Source organism: Halobacteriovorax sp. RZ-2, assembly GCF_043196685.1.
Taxonomy (GTDB): Bacteria; Bdellovibrionota; Bacteriovoracia; order Bacteriovoracales; family Bacteriovoracaceae; genus Halobacteriovorax_A.
On the sequence record NZ_JBEBMR010000001.1, the window covers coordinates 590,814 to 609,868 of the forward strand.

The following is a 19,055-nucleotide window of genomic DNA, read 5'->3' on the forward strand; positions in this document are numbered from 1 at the left end:
AAAAAAAGTTAATTTAGTCAGGCCTTCTAAAAGCTCATAACGACTAGTAAAACGGCCGAAAAGGTGGTAAAAATGCATGTATAAATCAAATACAAAAAACTGAATTTAACTCAAAAAGTCGAGGATCTATGTCTAATTTTCTAGAAGATTATCACGCACATGTTGAGGAAAGGGCCAAAGAAGGTATTCCTCCATTAGCACTAACAAAAGAACAAGCTACTGAAGTTGTTAAACTTCTTGAAGCTGCGCCAACTCAAGAGCTACTTGATCTACTAAAAGATCGTATCAACCCAGGTGTTGATCCAGCTGCTCAAGTAAAAGCAAGCTTCCTAGTTGGGATCACGAAAGGTGCACAAACTTGTTCACTTATTTCAAAAGAATATGCAGTTGAATTACTAGGAACAATGGTTGGTGGTTTCAACCTTCAAGGTCTAGTTGATATTGTTGCAGGAAATGATGAAGCTCTTGCAAAACTAGCTGCTAAAGAACTTAAGAATCTTCCTCTTGCAGTTAACGTTTTCGACGACGTTAAGAAACTTGCAGATGGTGGAAACGCAATTGCAAAAGAAATTATCGAGTCTTGGGCAAATGCTGAGTGGTTTACAAATAAGCCACAAATTGATGAATCAATCAAAACTGTCGTTTACAAAGTAGACGGTGAAATCAATACAGATGACTTCTCACCTGCTCCATTTGCATTCACAAGAGCGGATATCCCTCTTCACGCAAATGTTATGGGTGGAGCACTTTTCCCAGAAGGTCCAAAACAAATTTCAGACCTTAAAGAAAAGTTCAGTCTTCCTGTTACTTTCGTAGGTGACGTTGTAGGAACTGGTTCTTCAAGAAAGTCAGCTTGTAACTCTCTTCTATGGCACATTGGTGAAGATATTCCATTCGTACCTAACAAGAGACGTGGTGGTGTTATCATCGGTTCAACAATCGCTCCGATCTTCTTTAACACTGCAGAGGATTCAGGTGCTCTACCAATTCAAGGAATTGATGTAACAGCACTGACAACAGGAACTGTAATTGAAGTTCGTCCACTTGAAGGAAGAATCCTTGATGAAAAAGGTAGCGAGCTTGCAAAATACGACATCGCTCCAGAAACGATCCTAGATGAGTTTAGAGCTGGTGGTCGTGTTCCTCTAATCATCGGAAAAATGCTTACAGATAAAGCAAGAGCTGAACTTGGACAAGGAACTGCGAATGACTCAGGAATCTTTGCTAAGCCTCACACAACTCTTGCACACGAAGGTCAAGGTTACACTCTTGCACAAAAAATGGTTGGGAAAGCTTGTGGCGTAACTGGTATTCTTCCAGGAACTTCATGTCTTCCAAAAATGACGACTGTTGGTTCTCAAGATACGACAGGGCCAATGACAAGAGATGAGATGACTGAACTTGCATGTCTTAAGTTCAACGCTGATCTTGTTATGCAATCATTCTGTCACACAGCTGCTTATCCAAAGCCAAGTGATGTTATCACTCACGCGACTCTTCCAGACTATATCAGAAACAGAGAAGGTGTTGCTCTTAGACCAGGTGATGGTATTATCCACTCTTGGCTAAACCGTCTTCTAATCCCAGATACTGTTGGTACTGGTGGTGACTCTCACACTCGTTTCCCACTTGGAATCTCATTCCCAGCTGGTTCAGGGCTTGTTGCATTTGCTGCTGCTCTTGGTGTTATGCCACTTGATATGCCAGAGTCTGTTCTTGTTAAGTTTAAAGGAAAGTTACAACCAGGAATCACTCTACGTGACGTTGTTAACATGATCCCTTACCAAGCAATTCAAGATGGTCTACTAACTGTAGAAAAGAAAAATAAGAAGAATATCTTCGCAGGTCGTATCCTTGAAATGGAAGGTTTACCAGACCTTAAGCTTGAGCAAGCATTCGAACTTACAGATGCTACAGCTGAAAGAAGTGCTGCTGGTTCAACAATTAAACTAAGCCGCGAAACAGTTGTTGAGTACTTAAGCTCAAACGTTGCTCTTATGAAGTCAATGATCGCAAACGGTTTTGGTCACGTTGGAACACTTGAAAGACGTATTGCTGAAGTTCAAGACTGGATTGAAAATGGTGAGCTAATGGAAGCGGATACAAACGCTGAGTACGCTGCTGTTATCGAAATCGATCTAGATGAAATGAAAGAGCCAATCGTTGCTTGTCCAAACGATCCAGATGACGTTAAGAAAATGAGTGACGTTCAAGGTGATAAGATTGATGAAGTATTCATCGGTTCATGTATGACAAATATTGGTCACTTCAGAGCTGCTGCAACAGTTCTAGATGGTCAAGGTCAAGCTGATGCAAGACTATGGGTATGTCCTCCAACAAAGATGGATAAAGACCAACTGACAAAAGAAGGTTACTACTCGAAATTTGCTGCTGCTGGTGCAAGACTTGAAATGCCAGGTTGTTCACTATGTATGGGTAACCAAGCACGTGTTAAAGACGGTGTAACAGTATTCTCAACTTCGACTCGTAACTTCAATAATAGACTTGGTAAAGGTGCTCAGGTTTATCTAGGTTCAGCAGAACTTGCTGCAATCTGTGCGAAACTTGGATACATTCCAAAAGTTGATGAGTACCTATCAATGATGAAGCCACTAGAAGGTAAAGATGATTCAATCTATCGTTACCTAAACTTCGATCAGATGGAAAATTTCAGTATTGATGACAACGCGTGATCAAAATAGTCCAGTGGACTATTTTGGCGCGTAGTTGTATGTGATAAAAGGGAATCAAGCGTAGCGCGGATTTCCGATAAGTACAGGTAAAACAAAATACTGTGCTAAAACTACAAAAAAGAAAGGGAGCTTAATAGCTCCCTTTTTTTATTCGCAAAATTCTTTAATTACTTTCTTAACTCTCTTGATCTCAACTTTTCTTCCCGTGTACGGAGCAAACTCTCCATACCAACGATTATAGTGAAAGAACTTATCTCCATAATTGTAGCGAACCTTTTGCAGTTCTCCAGGGAAATTACTATCGACTGCATAAAGAGTATAACCTGTTCTTGTCTTCTTCATATCGACAACAAGCCAAGCGTGAGCATCGATTCCCTTAATCTGAAGTTTTTGATAAGTCACATCACCTTGATTAACAACGCGATCATAAAGCCCATCCATCATCTTTCTCATACCCTTTGCGCTTCGCTTAGGTGTTCCAAGTAAACCAATCACCCACTGCTGATTGATAAACCCATCAGTTTTTTGCCAGGCCTCAAGCTCATTTTGAATTAAGTGATCATTATCAATTGAGAACTCTCTTAAATTTCGATAACCAGGAATCTCAACGACACTACGACCTCGACGAATTGCTTTAATGATATTCTTCGCTTCATCTTCTGATGGTTTCGAATACTCTGGCCTAAAGATTCCAAGATAAAGAGCATTACGATGAAAGCGCGAGTGCCACCAACAAACACCACCATTAAGGAGGCCTCCGTAATTTTTAAAGCCCATGTGAGCACTTATCTTTGTCATCATCTGATTTCTAACAAAGTGCTTATTCTCTCTTTCTTTACAAAATTTCTGCTTAGTCGTTTGGGCCATGGCAGAATGTGCGCTAAATGTTGTTAATGCTATCAAAAGTGATAGATAAATAGATCTCATAGAATCGTCCCGTGTTTTTGTTCTAGATGAACTTGTATAACGCATTGCCACCAAGCTCAAGGGAGCCTATAAAATCTTCTGTAAAACCATGGGAGTTTTTCGTAATTACAACTACTTAGATTGATTGATCTGACAAATCTTCGCTTTCGGATTCATTTCGCAAAGAGCTTCCTTAAGCATCTGATTCTCTTCTTCAAGTTGTTTTGTGCGGGCCTCAAGGGAAGCAATACTTCTTCCTTGATCCTTTGAAATCGTAAATAGGCCCTTAACTGCTTCAATAAGTGGCGCTACTAATTTGGCATAAGCAACACTTAGATAGCCGCTTTCGTCTTTTGAGATGGCCTCAGGGAAAACCTTTTCGACATTTTGAGCAATGACACCAATATCTCTACCCTCTTTAAAATTCTTTTGTGGAAACTCATCCTTTCTCCACTCAAAATAAACACCATCAAGAAGAGAGATTTTATCGAGGATTGACATCTCACTTGAGATTGTTACGACCTTCTTTTTTAAACGCTCATCTGATGTTGAATCAAACGCAGCAGTACCACGAACAGAACCATTTACATCTAATGCAAAAGTTCCATCTGGAGTTGTTGTGAGAATCCCTACATTTCCTTCAGTTCCGTTAACATTAAGAACATCAGTAAGTGAAGCATCTCCAACAGAGAAATTAATATCACCAGCAAAGGCATGCATACGCATTCCATTAGCAGTCTCAGGTGCAGAGTGAAATAACATCACATCTGACCAAGAAGCATCTGGAAAGTCTGCGGCCCAGTCATAATTTGAATTTAAAAGAGCAAAGCCAGCTTCAGAACCATCTGCAAGGAATGTGAAGTTTACCTCTGATGAAATACCTGTATTGCTATCTTGAATTTTGGCCTCTGCATGAGAGTCGACAATATGAAGATCGGCCGCAGGTAAATTAGTTCCAATACCAACATTACCGCCAAGGTTTACATAGAGACCTTCATCAAGTCCTGAGTATGAAATATAGTTGGCACCAATTTGAAAGTTTTGAGTAGCAGTATGGTTTCCAAGATCATCACCTGGAGCAACTAAGTCCCCTGGCTCCCACTCTGAATAAGAGCTATTCCAAGTTAAAACCTGGCCGTTTGTAGGAGCAAGTGTCGAAACAGCACGAGATTGTAGTGTTGTATCACTTGCTGGTAGGTTATAAAGATTTGTCGCATCCAGAGATGGCAAGCTTCCATCAGACTCAAGACGAAGAAGTCCATCAGCAACATTTGTATTTGCAAGAGAAATATCTAAGTATGTCCCAACATCCATCACCGAAAAATCAGAACTAAAAGTTAGCCCCTTAAATTGAAGATCGTCTCCAACCTTTTGAGAGTATAGGCCAAAGTTTCCACCAGCATTACTTGCCGTATTAGATTCACCACCTGCAGAGATCCCAGTAAGCTGAGAACCATCAATGGCCGGTAGACGGCCAGAGCCATCAAGGCGAAGAAGTTCGTTAGCACCATTAGAAGTATTCACTCCAACTTGTACATCATTTACATTTTCAGTTATCGCAAGGTCACTTGTCACAGTTAGACCTTTTAACTCAAGGTCGCTTCCTGTTTTCTGTTTGAATAAAGTTGCGCCACCAGCGCTTGAAATTGTGTTAACTTCCCCACTACCACCAGCACTAATTGTTTGTGGTTCCCACTGTGAAGCTGTGTTATTCCACACAAGGGCCTGGCCATCAGTTGGTGCAGTCGAAGCAACTGCTCGTGATTGAATTGTGTTATCAGAAGTAATAATTCCTGTTAGCTGAGATCCATCAACTGCAGGAAGACGCCCAAAAGCATCAAGTCTTAAAAGTTGATTAGCTGTATTGGTCGTTGTTACATCAATTTGAACATCATTAGTATTACCAGTCAGTGTGATATCCGCGCCACCTGTTAGGCCTTTAAAAACAAGGTTAGTTCCAACCTTTGCTTGAAATAAACCTTCTCCACCGGCACTAGAAGCTGTATTGGCCTCTCCACCTGCTCCACCTGTCACAATTGTTGTCGGCTCCCACTGAGAACTTGTACTATTCCATAAAAGAGCTTGTCCATTTGCAGGAGCAACTGCAGATACTGTACGTGATTGAATGGCCGTTGCATCAGAGCTTCCACCAGCAATTCCTGTTAGAAGAGAACCATCGATAGCAGGAAGACGTCCTGAGGCATCAAGTCTTAGAAGTTGGTTTGCACCATTTGATGTATTAATTTGAAGATCAACAGTATTAGTACTACCTGAGATCGCAAAATCAGTTGAGCCTTGAAGACCTTTTAAGATTAAATCAACGCCTGACTTCTGTTTAAAAAGAGAAACTCCACCAGCACTTGAAATAGTATTATTTTCACCTGAGCCACCACCTGAAACGATTGTTTGAGGCTCCCATTGAGTAGTTGCATTATTCCAAACGAGTGCCTGTCCATCTGCTGGAGCAGTCGTTGAAATAGTTCTCGTTTGAAGAGTTGTTGCATCAGAACTAGCAGCTGCAAGAGTTTGCGGCTCCCACTCTGACACAGAGTTATTCCAAGTTAAGACCTGTCCATCTGTTGGCGCTGTTGATGAGATATCTCTCGTTTGTAAGCTTACAGCATCTCCTGAAGCAGAGGCCGCAATCCCTGTTAAAAGAGATCCATCCAATGCCGGAAGTCTTCCAAAAGAATCAAGACGTAGAATTTGTCCTGCTCCATTTGAAGTGTTAATTCCAATTTGAATATCATTAGCATTTCCAGTTAAGGAAATATCTGATGTATTTGTTAGTCCCTTAAAGACTAAATTTGATCCAACTTTATTTTGATAAATTGCTTCGCCACCAGCGCTTGAGGCCGTGTTGATTTCTCCACCGGCTCCACCAGCAGTGATTGTCGCTGGTTCCCACTGTTGACTAACATCATTCCAAAGAAGGGCCTGACCATTAGTTGGTGCAGCGGCCGATACGTCACGTGATTGTAAAGTTGAGTCTCCCCCACCGGCCGCAATTCCAGTAAGCAGAGAACCATCAATAGCAGGCAGGCGCCCACTTGCATCTAGCCTTAAAAGTTGATTTGCACCATTGGCCGTGTTGATTTGTAGATCAACTGTATTCGTACTTTCATTAACAACGAAGTCCGATGAACCTAAAATACCTCGCATCACAAAGTCCACACCAGACTTCTGTTTAAAAATCGAAGCACCAGCGGCCGTTGACATTGTGTTGGTCTCACCACTTCCACCACCTCCGCCAGAGATGCCTGTTAGTTGTGAACCATCGATAGCAGGAAGTCTTCCAAGAGAATCAAGTCTTAGAAGTTGGTTTGCACCATTACCTGTATTTATTTGAAGTCCAAGTGAATTTGAACCTTCAGTAATATTAATATCAGAAGATGGAGAAAGGCCTTTAAACTGAAGTTGGCTACCAACCTTTTGTTTAAAAATAGACGTTCCACCTGTTGAGTAAACTGTATTCGCTTCACCAGAGCCGCCTCCACCGCCGCTTGCGATAGTAGAAGGAACCCAAGAGGAGTTACTACTACTCCAAACAAGGGCCTGCCCATCTGTTGGTGAAATATTTGAAACTAAGCGGTTGTGAATAGAAGTTGCATTTGTTGATGAACCACCTTCGTCTGTTCCAATAACCCAATTTGTTCCATTGAATTTTAAGATTGAACCTGAGATGGCACCACTTGTGTCTGTATCGTATAGATCTTCAACCGTAAGGTTAACCGCACCTAGTTTACCATTTACAGAAGTTACACTTGAAGTTGGTTGATTGGCCGGGGCCCACTTTCTTGTGATGGCATTGTATTGAAGAATCTGTCCGTGAGATGCTCCAAGATCCGGAAGATCAACATTAATTGAAAATGTACTTGCACCACTTGCGCTCTCTAAAGTCATGGTAAGAATTTGATTAAGAGGTAGAAGTGTGTTGGAAAGAGCATCTGCAATGATCTCCCCTTCATTTTGTGAACCAATTGAAAAGTTAGAAGTCGCTCCACTCTTATCTGTGATGCGAATATTTTCAACCTTATGAAGACTCGAACCTACGATTCTAAGCTTATCACCTTGCACACTAATATTCTCAACCTGAACTTCACCGCGGCTATTATCGCGACGTTGAATTTCAGGCACACAACTAGAAATTAATAGCTGTAGGCATAAAATATGAATATAAGACTTTTTAAATATCTTCATCATTTCGCTTCTTTATCGACGATCTCAATTAAATTCGTATGAGAATTTTAATACAATTTAAAAATCGGCAAATAACGTACTGAAATGATAAGAGGTGGAGTAAAAAGATGGGGCATTGCTGCCCCAAAAAGACGGCATTCTAATAACTTATAATTTTATGATTTAGTACAAAGTCGTTCTTCAACGATAAGGTGAGAAATATCGTACTTCGCTAGTATCTTTTCACGGTAGTACTCACTCCCCTTTAGTTTGCAATTATAAATCATCACTTCACATGCATGAGCATTGGGAGCAATTCTCCATAAGTGAAGATCTGCGATCTCAATATCTTCATCATGTGAAAACAGCTTTCTGATTTCGTCTTCATCAAATAATTTTGAATTTCCATCAAGAAGTTCCCAAACTGTATCCTTAGCAAGCCCCCATGCCCACTTTAAAATGACGATGGCACCGAGAATACCAATAATTGGATCGGCCCAATTCCAACCAAAGTACTTTCCTGCAAAGAGAGCAGCAATGGCCATCACTGAAGTTAGAGCATCTGCGATGACGTGCAAAAGTGCCGAGCGGTGGTTGTGGTCATGAACATGGTTATGGCCATGACTGTGATCGTGACTGTGACCGTGATCATGTCCATGATGATGATCGTGAGAGTCCCACAAAAGAACCGCACTAAGTACGTTTACGATAAGACCAATAATGGCCACAAGAATGGCCGTTTCAAATTTAATCGCCATTGGGTTTAGAAAACGTCCAATCGACTCAACACCCATCACAATGGCAACAATTCCCAACATAAGAGCACTAGTGTAGCCTCCTAAAGGAATCATCTTTCCGGCACCAAAGCTTAGCTTTTCATTTATTTTTTCAGATCGTGCCAGACGATAAACGATAACAGTAATTCCAAGAGCTCCTACGTGAGAGCCCATATGCCAACCATCAGCGAGTAAGGCCATTGATCCGGTAAAGTATCCATAACCAATTTCGACAACCATGGTTACAAAAGTAAGAAGAATGACGAGCATCGTCTTCTTCTCATTTGATCCTAGTCGATCATCTTCTAGGACATAATTATGTGGTTCGATATGTTCTTTATGTTTCATCTCTATTTCCAATAAGTCTTAATTAAGTTTACTAATTCAATTGCAGCTTCATCTTGTGGTGTTTTTGGATCGAGTGGAGAAACCATAACGTGATTTTTCACATGCTCTTCTATTAGCTCACCTGTAAGTCCATTAAGTCCACCACGACAAGCGGCCAGTGTTTGTAGAATGCTATAGCAATCCTTATCTTCTTCAAGCGCGCGCTCAACCGCCTCAAGCTGTCCCTTGATACGTCTAATTCGCGTGATAATTTTCTTCTTATTTTGATGTATATGGGCCATCTTTAACCTCCGCTACCATACTATACCCCAGTATAGTTACTAAAGATAGTGTAAAGAAATCCACAGTAAAATCAAGTACTTAAAAAAGCATGTTAATCAAAGCTCTGTCTGAAATATGAACGAGGGAATTTTAGAAGCTCAAGCTTTGGGATATTAAAATCCCCTATTTTCGTATCATTAAGAGTTACGGCATAGAACTCATTCTTACCTTCTTTTCCAATAACGAAGACATTAATTTCTTGGCCATCCATGAAGAGCTTATGTTCACCAAATTTTCGATACTCTCCAAAAGAAGTTTTCTGGTCTTCTAAGGGAAGTGTTTCTGGCCCAAGAGGTAGACGAAAGCGGTAACAACTAACGAGGTTTCCTGCAACAATCATGGCATTGCCACGATTTAGTTTTGTTGTGGCCTTGTTAATGAAGTAATCCATAATATAAGCAATGAGATCAACATCTTTTAAATTAAGATCATAAATCTTTTGTTCATTACCTTCTAAACGAGACTGACGATTTAATACAACTTGCGAAATAAAGACGTTCCCGGATGGATGTAGAATACGAACAGTATTGCCATGGTCTTTTGAGATATCCCAGGCCCATTCAGTTGTTGGAAAAAGTGGTGTTAGCGTTACAGTTTTTGAATTCATATTTGGATCCTAATCACATTGTTCCAAGTAGTAAAGATCTTGGTAAGTTTCTCGCTTTCTTATTAAACGAGCGTTAGTGCCATCAACGAGCAACTCACATGCTCTAGGCCTTGAATTATAATTACTCGACATGGTAAAGCCGTACGCCCCGCAAGAGCGAATTGCGAGAAGCTCCCCTTCACAAAGCTCAAGTTCCCTTTCCTTTGCAAGGTAATCCCCTGTTTCACATACGGGACCAACAATATCAAAATTTTCTTTTGTTCCTTTGAGCGACTGATCTACCTTAATGACTTCTTGCCACGCCTGATAGAGCGCAGGCCTCATTAAGTCATTCATGGCCGCATCAACAATGGCAAAGTACTTACCTTCATTCTCTTTAATATACTCAAGCTTTGTTACAAGAATACCTGCATTTGCGGCAATGGCCCTACCTGGCTCAAAAATAAGTTCTAACTCAGGATAGTCTTCAAGACTCTTAATCACTTGGGCCAGATATTCACTTGGGTGTGGTGGAACTTCATCTCGATACTTGACCCCGAGTCCCCCACCTAAATCGATATGCTTAAGGGGTGTGCCATTCTTTCTTAAGGTATCAACTAATTGTTTTAGCCTTTCTAGTGCTTCTAAGAAAGGGCCGACATTCGTAAGCTGAGAACCGATATGACAATCAATTCCTTCAACATTGATATGTTCCAACGAGTGAGCAATCTCATAAACCTCTTGTGCCTTTTGAAATGAGATACCAAACTTATTTTCTTTTAGGCCAGTTGCAATATAAGGATGTGTCTTGGCATCCACATCAGGGTTAACTCTAATGGAAACAGGAGCCTTCTTATTTAACCTCTTTGCAACTTCATTAATTCTTCTAAGCTCAGCTACTGATTCAACATTTAAGCACTTAATACCTTTTTCAAGTGCAAACTCTATTTCATCATGAGATTTTCCAACCCCTGAAAATACGGTCTTTGATGCAAGTCCTCCAGCGGCCAAAACTCTTTCAAGCTCTCCCCGAGAAACGATATCAAAACCACTCCCCATGGCCGTGAGTTCTTTTAAAATATTAATATTGGAATTTGCTTTAACGGCGTAACAAATTAAATGACGATGCTCTTTTAATGGTTCTTGAAAGGCGAGAAAGTGTCTTTTAAATGTTTTTAAAGAATAAATATAAAGTGGTGTTCCATACTTTTTAACGAGATCAGAAACTTTATTTTCTTCTGCAAATAACTCATTGTCTCTATAGTTGAAAAAGTCCATTTTAATCCTTATTAACTTCCCTATTGATTAAGCTGCATTCATATAGCATTCCTAGCCCGCCATTGAATTTTATTTTTAAAAAGCCCGGCCCTTCTTCTCTTAACTTAAAACCATATTTTTCATGCATTTTAATCGAAGTCTTATTATTTGCATTAACAACATAGAAGGCCTTCGTTGAGATCTGGCCAATATGTCTTAGTCGCTCTCGAGTTAAAAGATCACCAATTCCAGAGCCCCGATATTCAGGCAGGACAGTAACCCCCATGAGATACCACCCAATAGGTGCTTTGTACTTGTAACGATTCACCATTTCCTGCGTGTATAAGATAGACCTACCATAGCCAACGATTTCTTCATCAACAATGGCGACGATTAAGTGAAAGCCTTTTAAATTTCCACCGCGGGCCAACTCCTTCTTTGTTCTTTCAAGGAAGAAAGAATAGTCGAGATTTGGATCAATATTATTTTCACTAATAATACGAGCGATTGCCTGGGCATCGTCGTACCTAGCATAACGTGTCTTTATCCCCTCAGGTACGGGCCTTGACTTGTGATCTGTAACAAAAGGACAGTAGGAATTATACTCTTTACTAGTCTTAGACAGAGTCTGCAATGTTTGAGGAATTAGCTTTTTAAACATAATTTAATCTATTATAGCGCATTCATAAAAGCGGTGAATAAATTAATTCAATTAATAAAGTTTTTATTTTAGATACTCTGCTTATGTGCTTTAATTGTGACAAATACATAATATTGACCAATGACCGATCGTTTTACTCATGAAAAAAATATTTCTAGGCATAGTGCTCATATTCATTACTACCCTAATCGTTCTTATCTTGAATTATAAGTGGGTCATTAAGAAGTCTCTGGCCATGGCCGGAGTGAGAATTGAACGTGTTGAAAAAATCAGTATCGGCCAATGGACTCTCCATAATCTAAAGTATCAGTTGGATGAGAAAAATGAACTGAAAGTTAACTCCGTTAATATAAGCTTCTTAGAAATTGATGTTAATGCTAAAAAACTTGATCGCTACATCCAGGCCCTTAATTCTAAAATAAAAGTAAAAGCAGTTGGTATTGAACTTCAGAAATTCAAACTTAAGAGTATGAGTTGTTTTGTTCATAAGAAAGAAGGAACAACAGTAGAGATAAGTCAGATACATATTCCAGATTTTGGTAGCAAGAATCGTGGTGTCCTAACACTAAATCTCGCCACACTTAAAGATGTCCACTTAAATTATAACAACCTTGATATTAACCACATCATTAAATACTTTGATGCTGGCCTAGGATTATCAGGCCTTATTGATCTTGAAGCAAAAGTGAATGGTGATATTACAACAAATGTATCAGGCAAGAACTTAGTCCTAACAGGCTTTAGGGTCGATGATGTTATAACGAACTTTCTCGATACTCGAAGTATTGGCCTTATCGATGCCGCGGCCGTTGTGGCCCTTGGCCCTATTGGACTTCTCTATACGAGTGCTGCAAGCCTAGGGCAAACAGTTGGTGGCTTTCGTGGTGGGGACACAAACCTGAAACAGATTAATGCAGCAGTGACACTTGCTGGAGACCTGGTTGTCTTTGATGATGTTGCTGTTGCAACACAAGAGCATTTAATTATTGCCCAAGGTGGGGCCAATATTGAAAAGCAAACCTTTAAGAACTTTATTGTTTCTGTTGTTGATGAGAAATATTGTCCTGAATTACAGCAAGTGATTAAGGGAACATTTACGAAACCAGAGATTTCAAAAACCAAGGCCTTCCTTGATACCGCTACGGCGCCTGTCTCAAGTGTGAAGAGTTCAACTTTTCAATTTGTTGGCGTTGAGAAATGTAAACCAATCTACAAAGGCGTGGTCAAGCATCCAGAGCTTGACTGAACCATTTCAGAAAAGACCTATTTTCAAAATGACACATTACACATAATGAGAAAAATCATGGAGGAAAGCAGACGCTTGATGTATATTTGATCCTAATTGTTAAAACTTAAACGAGGATAAGACTATTAGCGTTATATCTGTACTCATTTTTCTCTTTCTTTTTGGTATTGCCTCAATGGGCTATGTCTACGCTTACCGTGGAACTGAAAGATATGAGAGCTTAAACTTCTATCTACGTAAGGGTTGGCCAATTTTTGCACCTTTAAATTGTCTCCTCTATATGTTCACAAAGAAGAGAGCGGCAAAGCCAATTATGAATCTAGCGGACTTTCCAGAATTAAAACTTGTTCAAGAGAACTGGGAAACAATCCGCGATGAGGCCGTAAGCCTTAGAGAGAACGGCTACTTTGATAAGGTAAAGGACCCAACTTCAAGCGCATACTACGATATTGGTTTTAGAACTTTCTATAAGTATGGTTGGTCGAAATTCTACCTAACTTGGTATGGAACAACTCTTAAGTCAGCGAAAGAGTTATGCCCGAAAACAGTTGAACTTGTTTCAAAGGTTCCTGGGGTTAACGGTGCCATGTACTCAATTCTGCCAGTGGGATCAAAACTTACGAAGCACTTAGATCCTGTTGCCACTTCACTTCGTTACCACCTAGGTCTTAAAACGCCTAACGACGATCGTTGTTATATCAATATTGATGGTACCGATTATTCTTGGCGTGATGGAGAGGCCCTACTTTTTGATGAAACATACCTTCACTTTGCATTTAATAATTCTGAAAATGAAAGAATTATTCTTATGTTAGAAGTGGATCGCCCAACGAATATCGTAGGAAAAATTATCAATTTCATCTTTAAACAAATTATGAGAATCACTCTGGTTCCTAACGTTCCAGGTGATCAAAGAGGACTAGTAAATGCAATCTTTGGTGCAGTTACTCCAACTCTTCTTAAAGTAAGAACGCTTAAGCAAACGAATATTGTTCTTTATAAGATCATTAAGCACACTGTAAACTTAACACTACTTGCTCTCGCATTTGGTTTAATTTACTTAGTACTTACTTTTATTCAATCTCTATTTTGAAAAACTAGAAGCAACATATGCGGCGACGTACTCTTCAAAGTCTACGTCGTCGAATTTCTCAAAGTCCACCTGCCGCTGAATTGATGCATTCTTCTCTAGTGCCAACTCTTCTTGAAAAATATGATTTACATCTTTAGAAGCTAACTCCTTACGATGCTCAAGAGCAAGCTCTTTCATTGCTTGTATATGTCCCTTTTGTGAGACAAGATCAAATACCTTCTGAGATAAAGTATTTGCAGGATCAATTAACTTACGTTGCTCTTCAATGGCAGAGAGTAATTCTACCTTACGCTCACCATCTGAAATAGCATGAATGACTTCAGTCATTTGATTAAAGAATTTTGTTAGATATTCTTGGTAATTAATTTTTGAACCGTTAAGGCCAATTTCTAATCCAGCACTTCTTCCCTGTTTAACAATAAGCTGGTTATTATCTTCTATCTCATTATAGATTTCTCGATTGCACTTGTCGGCCTGCATGAATAGGCATGTCAAAAGAAATGCATCAAGGAAGTCTGCCTGAGTTTTAGTAATCCCATTTTTTGCAAATGGATTTAAATCGAGAAGCCTTACTTCAATATACTCAATTCCTTTGCTTCTTAAGCTAGCAAGAGCACTTTTCCCAGGAGGGGCAATTCTTTTTGGCCTAATAATTGAGTAGAACTCATTTTCGATTTGAAGAATATGAGTGCTGATTTGCTGTAGCTCACCTTTCTCATTTCTTAAACCAATCTTATCAAAGTCTGCAAAGTTCATCTGCAGCGCTTCTTCTAAACTATCACAATAGCTATCAAGACTATTATAACAAATGCGAATTCCACTTTGAGAAGCACCTGTATAACCTAGTCCTCCCATTCTTAAGCAAGTTCCCTCTTTTGAACCATAAGTCTTGCCATGAACTTCATCCTCATGAAGAACTTCGAGGTTATGCTTCTTACCATTAAGAAAAGACTCATGAACAGAAACAGAATTTCCAAATAAATAAAGCAGAACATTTGAGTAACTTCTAAAGTTACGACAAAGGTTGAGATATTCTTCATTGATAAATAGTTGCAAGGAAAGATCGCTACCACTTAATTCATGCCAATTCTGCCAAAACTCATCAGTCATGGAGAAGTTATAATGGAGGCCAGCAATGGCCTGCATCGATCTACCGTAGCGAAGCCCAAGCCCTGAACGATAAAGAGTCTTAAGTCGGCCAGAGTTACTCTCACCGTAGTATGCAAGTTTGATATCTTTATCTTCTGGTAAGATACAAGGCATTGATGATGGCCAAATGACTTCATTTGAATCTTGCTCTAATACATAGTGCTGAAGATTAGCAAGTGTGTTTAATGTTTCACGGTTAGACTTTGAAACAGGAGTGATAAACTCAAGAAGGCTCTCAGCAAAGTCAGTTGTAATCCATTTATGAAGAAGCTTTGAACCAAATTTTGGATCATGATCGGAGCTTGCAAGTTTGCCACTATCAACTTGTACACGAAGCCCTTCTTTTTCAATTCCCTTATTAACATTTAGAATTGAATCACTTCCGTATTTTGTTTGATAATTTTCAATTGCTTGCTTATTAATCTTAATCATAAATCGTCCTATATTTCGCATCTATAGTACGCTTTCAGTAATATGCAAGCAAGCTAATCTTAACCTAGTTAACATTCCCAATACTTATAGGAAGCTCATAATTTATCCCAAAGGCAAAGTCTTCATTCTTCGTTTGGCCAAGCATAAGCGCAAAATTAGAAGCGCTATCAGCATAGAAGTGAAATAGTGCAGGATAAAGGTTGAGACGGACTCTAAAGTCCTCTGAACTGTTCATGAGTAGTGACGCAGCCTGTCTGCCCATGGTTTCTAAAAAGTAGCCATAAACAAAGCGGCCCTTCTGCTCGAGAGGGTTTGTAAATGCCATTCCGGCCGTAATTGAATGAGAGAGGTCACCGTTATCATAAGTTAATCCCACCATATTCATCATCCCCATATAAAGAAGGGGCCTAAACTTATCAAAGTGAAGAAATTTCGGACGCATTATATAATTTAATCCAACGTTGAAAAAGTCTTCGTGTTCAACATCATAGACAGGCATGAAATGCCAAGTCGTCATCCCCATCTCATCGACCATAAAATTCATAAAGGGATCATTTAAACCTAAGAAGAATGCGGCCACATCAAAGAAGTAAAGATCTGCAATATGGTCAAGAGCCGATACTTCAGGCTGAGTTGTTTCATTGGCCTCATTTCCAAAGTGCATGGCAAAGGTTACAAAGAATGAGAAGGTCTTGGCCCATTTAATATCGTAGTAGTCAGAGTACTCCATGAGCTTCTTCGTCTCATAGGCGCCACCAAATGTATGAAGGAAAATATTTGGCAATACGCGATTACTTAAGAATTCTTCTTTTAGTAGTTTATCAAATCCACCATTCTTCTTAATCGAATGAATGGGATCTTTTACTTTATCCCAAACAATCTTATGCTTTTCAAAATAGTCCTTCTGATTAAACCAATAAGGGTTTTGAATAACGTCAAATGAACCATTGATATACAGCTGAATTGGAAACCATGGCCCGTCTTCTCTCTCATCAAAAACAAGATAATTAGAACTCTGAGCAAAGATTTGTGATGAGGTAAATAAAATTAATAAAAAAGAGATTAATTTTTTCATATTTTTTGTGAACTGGCTTAATTATCGCAATGTATTATTGGCCAGAACGTGGCCAAATTTATATAAGATCACATCGTGAAAAGTTTTATAATTACCCTATCTTTTACAATACTTACTCTGTGCATGCAAAGCACTTCTTTTGCACAAAAAAGGTATTTCTACCAAGACCGTGATCACACAAAAGAAGAGATCTATAAAGACGTTGGATTTGTTTTTGGAATCTCTCTCATTGCCTATCCCCTAACCCAGTGGGATACCGTAAGAAATGAAGGATCATGGGATACCTACCGTAAAAACTTCGGGAAAATCGTTTTTGATCGCGATGAACCATTTTGGAACTATATGGTCCACCCTTATACAGGTTCACAAATGTTTCTCTACTATCGTGCTCGAAATTATCGATATGCAGATGCCCTCGCACTAACTTTTGTCTCCAGTACTATTTTTGAATTTCTCATCGAAGTCTATACTGAACCTGCTTCAGTACAAGACCTCTATCAAACACCTGTGCTTGGAGCTGTTATGGGCTACGGCTTTGAGAAGCTATCAATGTCTCTACTAAATGGAGATAGCAAGGTTGGGCACTTCTTTGGCCACCTAATTAACCCAATGACTCTCTTTCCTTCAATTTTTGAAGGAACAGCATATGCAGTCATTGCACCAGACATAGACAAGAAATCAATTGGATATTACTTTCATGCAGAATTTTAAACTGATTCTCATATTTATGATCTCCCTTGCTTCTTTAAATGCAAGAAGTGCTTCTGGGCCATATGAATTCTACCTAAGAGCTGGCTTCACTCTACAGAACACTATTTTCAACGAATTAGATGACGACCAATTTGAGAACAAATACGATATCGAAGACCGAGAAGAATCAAAAGCTTTTGGTATTTATACGCAATTTTCATTTCGCCTAGAGAGAGTTGAAATTGGCCTTGAGTCCCATACAACTTTTGGACGTGCACGAGATCTTCGCTTTGCCTATGACAGTACTGTTTTAGAGGGGCGAGGTAATTTCAGATCTTTCAATATTACCCCGACAATTCGTATTAATAGCGATATCTATGAAGTTGATTTTTTACATCATATTGGTTTTAGAAGATTTAAGCTCTACGTGAAGTTTGGCCCTAGCTGGCTTCTAAACTCTCTTGATCTTGATGACTTTAATATCGATACAAATGGCAAAGAGCTTAAGCTAAACTATGACTCTTTTGGTGGCTCGCTTTCTATTGGTATCGAACAGGTTAAAGAAATATATCGCTTCCCATTCTTTGCAGAAGTTTCAGTAGCAGCCTATCGCTCTTACAAGACCACTTTAGTCGACCGAACGGATCGAACGAAAGTAGAAATCCTTAAAGAGCAGAGCGCGCGAGAAGATATTAATTCGTTTTCAATTTTTTACACAATAGGAGCATCTCTATTTTGAGCACGCAAGTAACAGATAAAGATATTGAACAAATCGAAGCCTTTTTAAAAAGAGAGGCCAGAGGTATTGTTGAGGTTTCAGCAAGAACAACTGATGGTAGACCTGCTTCGATCAAAGTGACTCCCGTTGTTGATAAAGTTCCTTTTCCAACGATCTATTGGTTAGTTGACCCTGTTGTTTATAAGGCCATTAGCCAAATCGAGGGACAAGGCTTTACCAAAGAGCTTCAGGCCATGATTGATGCTGATGAAGAACTAAAAGAAAAAGTGAAAGCAATTCATGAATCATATCGCGATGAAAGAGTGAACCTATTTAAAGAAATGAATCTTGAGTTACCAGATAATATGATGCCGATGATTACAGATACTGGAATCGGAGGCCTTAGAGACTTCTATCACTTAAGATGTCTTCATATGTTCTATGCTTTTCACCTAGTGCGCCCTCATGTCATTGGTGAGCTAGTTGATAAGAAATTACAACAAGCTTAGCGATTGGCCGTCACATGATGGTAAGTGAAGCCTAGACTCCACACAAGAGACACTCCAAGGTGGATATAGGCAGACCACTGTCTTAAAAGATCATTATCACTAACCTGAATTAAGTATCCAGATAAGCTCATCACTACAAAGAGTCCAATTAGGAAAATTCCCGAGGTGCGTGACTTCTTGTAGCCACTTAGAACTCTCTTATAAATATGATTTGAGAAGATTGTCCCAACAAAGAAAAGAAGAAAAGGTACAGATAAGATGTGAAGCTTTTGCATCCAAATTGAAAGAGGATGTGTTTCGATTCCCCAGTCACCTTCAATGGCCATAAAATACTTGGCCACAAAGTAAATTGTTCCTGTCACAACAATGAAGTAATTCGAGATAAATAGATTATTCTTTTCTGAAGGTGTCATAGC

16 protein-coding genes are annotated in these 19,055 nt (G+C 39.4%); 6 read left to right on the forward strand and 10 right to left on the reverse strand.

All coding sequences use genetic code 11. From position 1 onward, the window contains the following. Positions 1 to 128: 128 nt before the first annotated feature. On the forward strand, positions 129 to 2,693 hold the full coding sequence (gene acnB / locus ABMA78_RS02795; RefSeq protein ID WP_392856837.1) for a bifunctional aconitate hydratase 2/2-methylisocitrate dehydratase: 2,565 nt from the start codon (positions 129 to 131) through the stop codon (positions 2,691 to 2,693). 147 nt (positions 2,694 to 2,840) lie between these two features. Here the strand turns inward: acnB and ABMA78_RS02800 are convergent, their stop codons facing one another. The 7 genes from ABMA78_RS02800 to ABMA78_RS02830 form a co-directional block, all read right to left on the reverse strand. Continuing rightward, positions 2,841 to 3,620: a hypothetical protein gene (locus ABMA78_RS02800; RefSeq protein ID WP_392856838.1), complete on the reverse strand. Its 780-nt coding sequence runs from the start codon at positions 3,618 to 3,620 to the stop codon at positions 2,841 to 2,843. Between the two features lie 111 nt (positions 3,621 to 3,731). Beyond that, positions 3,732 to 7,802 carry a tail fiber domain-containing protein gene (locus ABMA78_RS02805; protein ID WP_392856840.1) on the reverse strand — a complete coding sequence of 1,357 codons (4,071 nt, stop codon included), beginning with the start codon at positions 7,800 to 7,802 and terminating at the stop codon, positions 3,732 to 3,734. Positions 7,803 to 7,954: 152 nt separating this feature from the next. Beyond that, positions 7,955 to 8,902: a CDF family Co(II)/Ni(II) efflux transporter DmeF gene (dmeF, locus tag ABMA78_RS02810; RefSeq protein WP_392856842.1), complete on the reverse strand. Its 948-nt coding sequence runs from the start codon at positions 8,900 to 8,902 to the stop codon at positions 7,955 to 7,957. Between the two features lie 2 nt (positions 8,903 to 8,904). Next, positions 8,905 to 9,183, reverse strand: a complete 279-nt coding sequence (locus tag ABMA78_RS02815) for a metal/formaldehyde-sensitive transcriptional repressor (RefSeq protein WP_103216553.1) — start codon at positions 9,181 to 9,183, stop codon at positions 8,905 to 8,907. Positions 9,184 to 9,275: 92 nt separating this feature from the next. Continuing rightward, positions 9,276 to 9,830, reverse strand: a complete 555-nt coding sequence (locus tag ABMA78_RS02820) for a hypothetical protein (protein ID WP_392856845.1) — start codon at positions 9,828 to 9,830, stop codon at positions 9,276 to 9,278. A gap of 9 nt (positions 9,831 to 9,839) precedes the next feature. Continuing rightward, positions 9,840 to 11,087, reverse strand: a complete 1,248-nt coding sequence (lysA, locus tag ABMA78_RS02825; protein ID WP_392856847.1) for a diaminopimelate decarboxylase — start codon at positions 11,085 to 11,087, stop codon at positions 9,840 to 9,842. Between the two features lies 1 nt (position 11,088). After that, the gene (locus tag ABMA78_RS02830) at positions 11,089 to 11,727 is read right to left on the reverse strand and encodes a GNAT family N-acetyltransferase (protein WP_392856849.1); all 639 of its coding nucleotides are present in this window, start codon (positions 11,725 to 11,727) and stop codon (positions 11,089 to 11,091) included. Positions 11,728 to 11,866: 139 nt separating this feature from the next. On the opposite strand from ABMA78_RS02830, the gene ABMA78_RS02835 reads away from it, so the two are divergent. Together ABMA78_RS02835 and ABMA78_RS02840 are read left to right on the forward strand one after the other, a co-directional pair. Beyond that, positions 11,867 to 12,973 (forward strand): hypothetical protein, encoded by a 1,107-nt coding sequence (locus tag ABMA78_RS02835; RefSeq protein ID WP_392856851.1) that lies wholly within the window; start codon positions 11,867 to 11,869, stop codon positions 12,971 to 12,973. A 175-nt stretch (positions 12,974 to 13,148) separates the two neighbouring features. Beyond that, positions 13,149 to 14,066 (forward strand): aspartyl/asparaginyl beta-hydroxylase domain-containing protein, encoded by a 918-nt coding sequence (locus ABMA78_RS02840; RefSeq protein ID WP_392856852.1) that lies wholly within the window; start codon positions 13,149 to 13,151, stop codon positions 14,064 to 14,066. Here ABMA78_RS02840 and gshA read toward each other — a convergent pair. Beyond that, the gene (gene gshA, locus ABMA78_RS02845; protein WP_392856854.1) at positions 14,058 to 15,647 is read right to left on the reverse strand and encodes a glutamate--cysteine ligase; all 1,590 of its coding nucleotides are present in this window, start codon (positions 15,645 to 15,647) and stop codon (positions 14,058 to 14,060) included. The genes ABMA78_RS02840 and gshA overlap by 9 nt on opposite strands. Positions 15,648 to 15,711: 64 nt before the next feature. Next, complete coding sequence (locus ABMA78_RS02850; protein ID WP_392856856.1) at positions 15,712 to 16,722, reverse strand: hypothetical protein; 1,011 nt, start codon at positions 16,720 to 16,722, stop codon at positions 15,712 to 15,714. Positions 16,723 to 16,845: 123 nt separating this feature from the next. Between ABMA78_RS02850 and ABMA78_RS02855 the strand changes: the two genes are divergently transcribed. Genes ABMA78_RS02855 through ABMA78_RS02865 form a run of 3 tightly spaced genes read left to right on the forward strand, consistent with a single transcriptional unit; the run spans position 16,846 to position 18,639 of the window. Next, positions 16,846 to 17,433 (forward strand): DUF3943 domain-containing protein, encoded by a 588-nt coding sequence (locus tag ABMA78_RS02855; RefSeq protein WP_392856857.1) that lies wholly within the window; start codon positions 16,846 to 16,848, stop codon positions 17,431 to 17,433. Then, positions 17,420 to 18,151, forward strand: a complete 732-nt coding sequence (locus ABMA78_RS02860) for a hypothetical protein (RefSeq protein ID WP_392856859.1) — start codon at positions 17,420 to 17,422, stop codon at positions 18,149 to 18,151. The genes ABMA78_RS02855 and ABMA78_RS02860 overlap by 14 nt, the downstream gene beginning before the upstream one ends. Next, on the forward strand, positions 18,148 to 18,639 hold the full coding sequence (locus ABMA78_RS02865; protein ID WP_392856860.1) for a DUF501 domain-containing protein: 492 nt from the start codon (positions 18,148 to 18,150) through the stop codon (positions 18,637 to 18,639). The genes ABMA78_RS02860 and ABMA78_RS02865 overlap by 4 nt, the downstream gene beginning before the upstream one ends. On the opposite strand, the gene ABMA78_RS02870 is transcribed toward ABMA78_RS02865, so the two are convergent. Then, positions 18,636 to 19,052: a hypothetical protein gene (locus ABMA78_RS02870; protein WP_392856861.1), complete on the reverse strand. Its 417-nt coding sequence runs from the start codon at positions 19,050 to 19,052 to the stop codon at positions 18,636 to 18,638. The genes ABMA78_RS02865 and ABMA78_RS02870 overlap by 4 nt on opposite strands. Positions 19,053 to 19,055: the final 3 nt, after the last annotated feature.

Coding starts and splice junctions, on each gene's coding strand:
- acnB (WP_392856837.1), top strand. CDS start 129: ATGTCTAATTTTCTAGAAGATTATCACGCACATGTTGAGGAAAGGGCC.
- ABMA78_RS02800 (WP_392856838.1), bottom strand. CDS start 3,620: ATGAGATCTATTTATCTATCACTTTTGATAGCATTAACAACATTTAGC.
- ABMA78_RS02805 (WP_392856840.1), bottom strand. CDS start 7,802: ATGATGAAGATATTTAAAAAGTCTTATATTCATATTTTATGCCTACAG.
- dmeF (WP_392856842.1), bottom strand. CDS start 8,902: ATGAAACATAAAGAACATATCGAACCACATAATTATGTCCTAGAAGAT.
- ABMA78_RS02815 (WP_103216553.1), bottom strand. CDS start 9,183: ATGGCCCATATACATCAAAATAAGAAGAAAATTATCACGCGAATTAGA.
- ABMA78_RS02820 (WP_392856845.1), bottom strand. CDS start 9,830: ATGAATTCAAAAACTGTAACGCTAACACCACTTTTTCCAACAACTGAA.
- lysA (WP_392856847.1), bottom strand. CDS start 11,087: ATGGACTTTTTCAACTATAGAGACAATGAGTTATTTGCAGAAGAAAAT.
- ABMA78_RS02830 (WP_392856849.1), bottom strand. CDS start 11,727: ATGTTTAAAAAGCTAATTCCTCAAACATTGCAGACTCTGTCTAAGACT.
- ABMA78_RS02835 (WP_392856851.1), top strand. CDS start 11,867: ATGAAAAAAATATTTCTAGGCATAGTGCTCATATTCATTACTACCCTA.
- ABMA78_RS02840 (WP_392856852.1), top strand. CDS start 13,149: ATGGGCTATGTCTACGCTTACCGTGGAACTGAAAGATATGAGAGCTTA.
- gshA (WP_392856854.1), bottom strand. CDS start 15,647: ATGATTAAGATTAATAAGCAAGCAATTGAAAATTATCAAACAAAATAC.
- ABMA78_RS02850 (WP_392856856.1), bottom strand. CDS start 16,722: ATGAAAAAATTAATCTCTTTTTTATTAATTTTATTTACCTCATCACAA.
- ABMA78_RS02855 (WP_392856857.1), top strand. CDS start 16,846: ATGCAAAGCACTTCTTTTGCACAAAAAAGGTATTTCTACCAAGACCGT.
- ABMA78_RS02860 (WP_392856859.1), top strand. CDS start 17,420: ATGCAGAATTTTAAACTGATTCTCATATTTATGATCTCCCTTGCTTCT.
- ABMA78_RS02870 (WP_392856861.1), bottom strand. CDS start 19,052: ATGACACCTTCAGAAAAGAATAATCTATTTATCTCGAATTACTTCATT.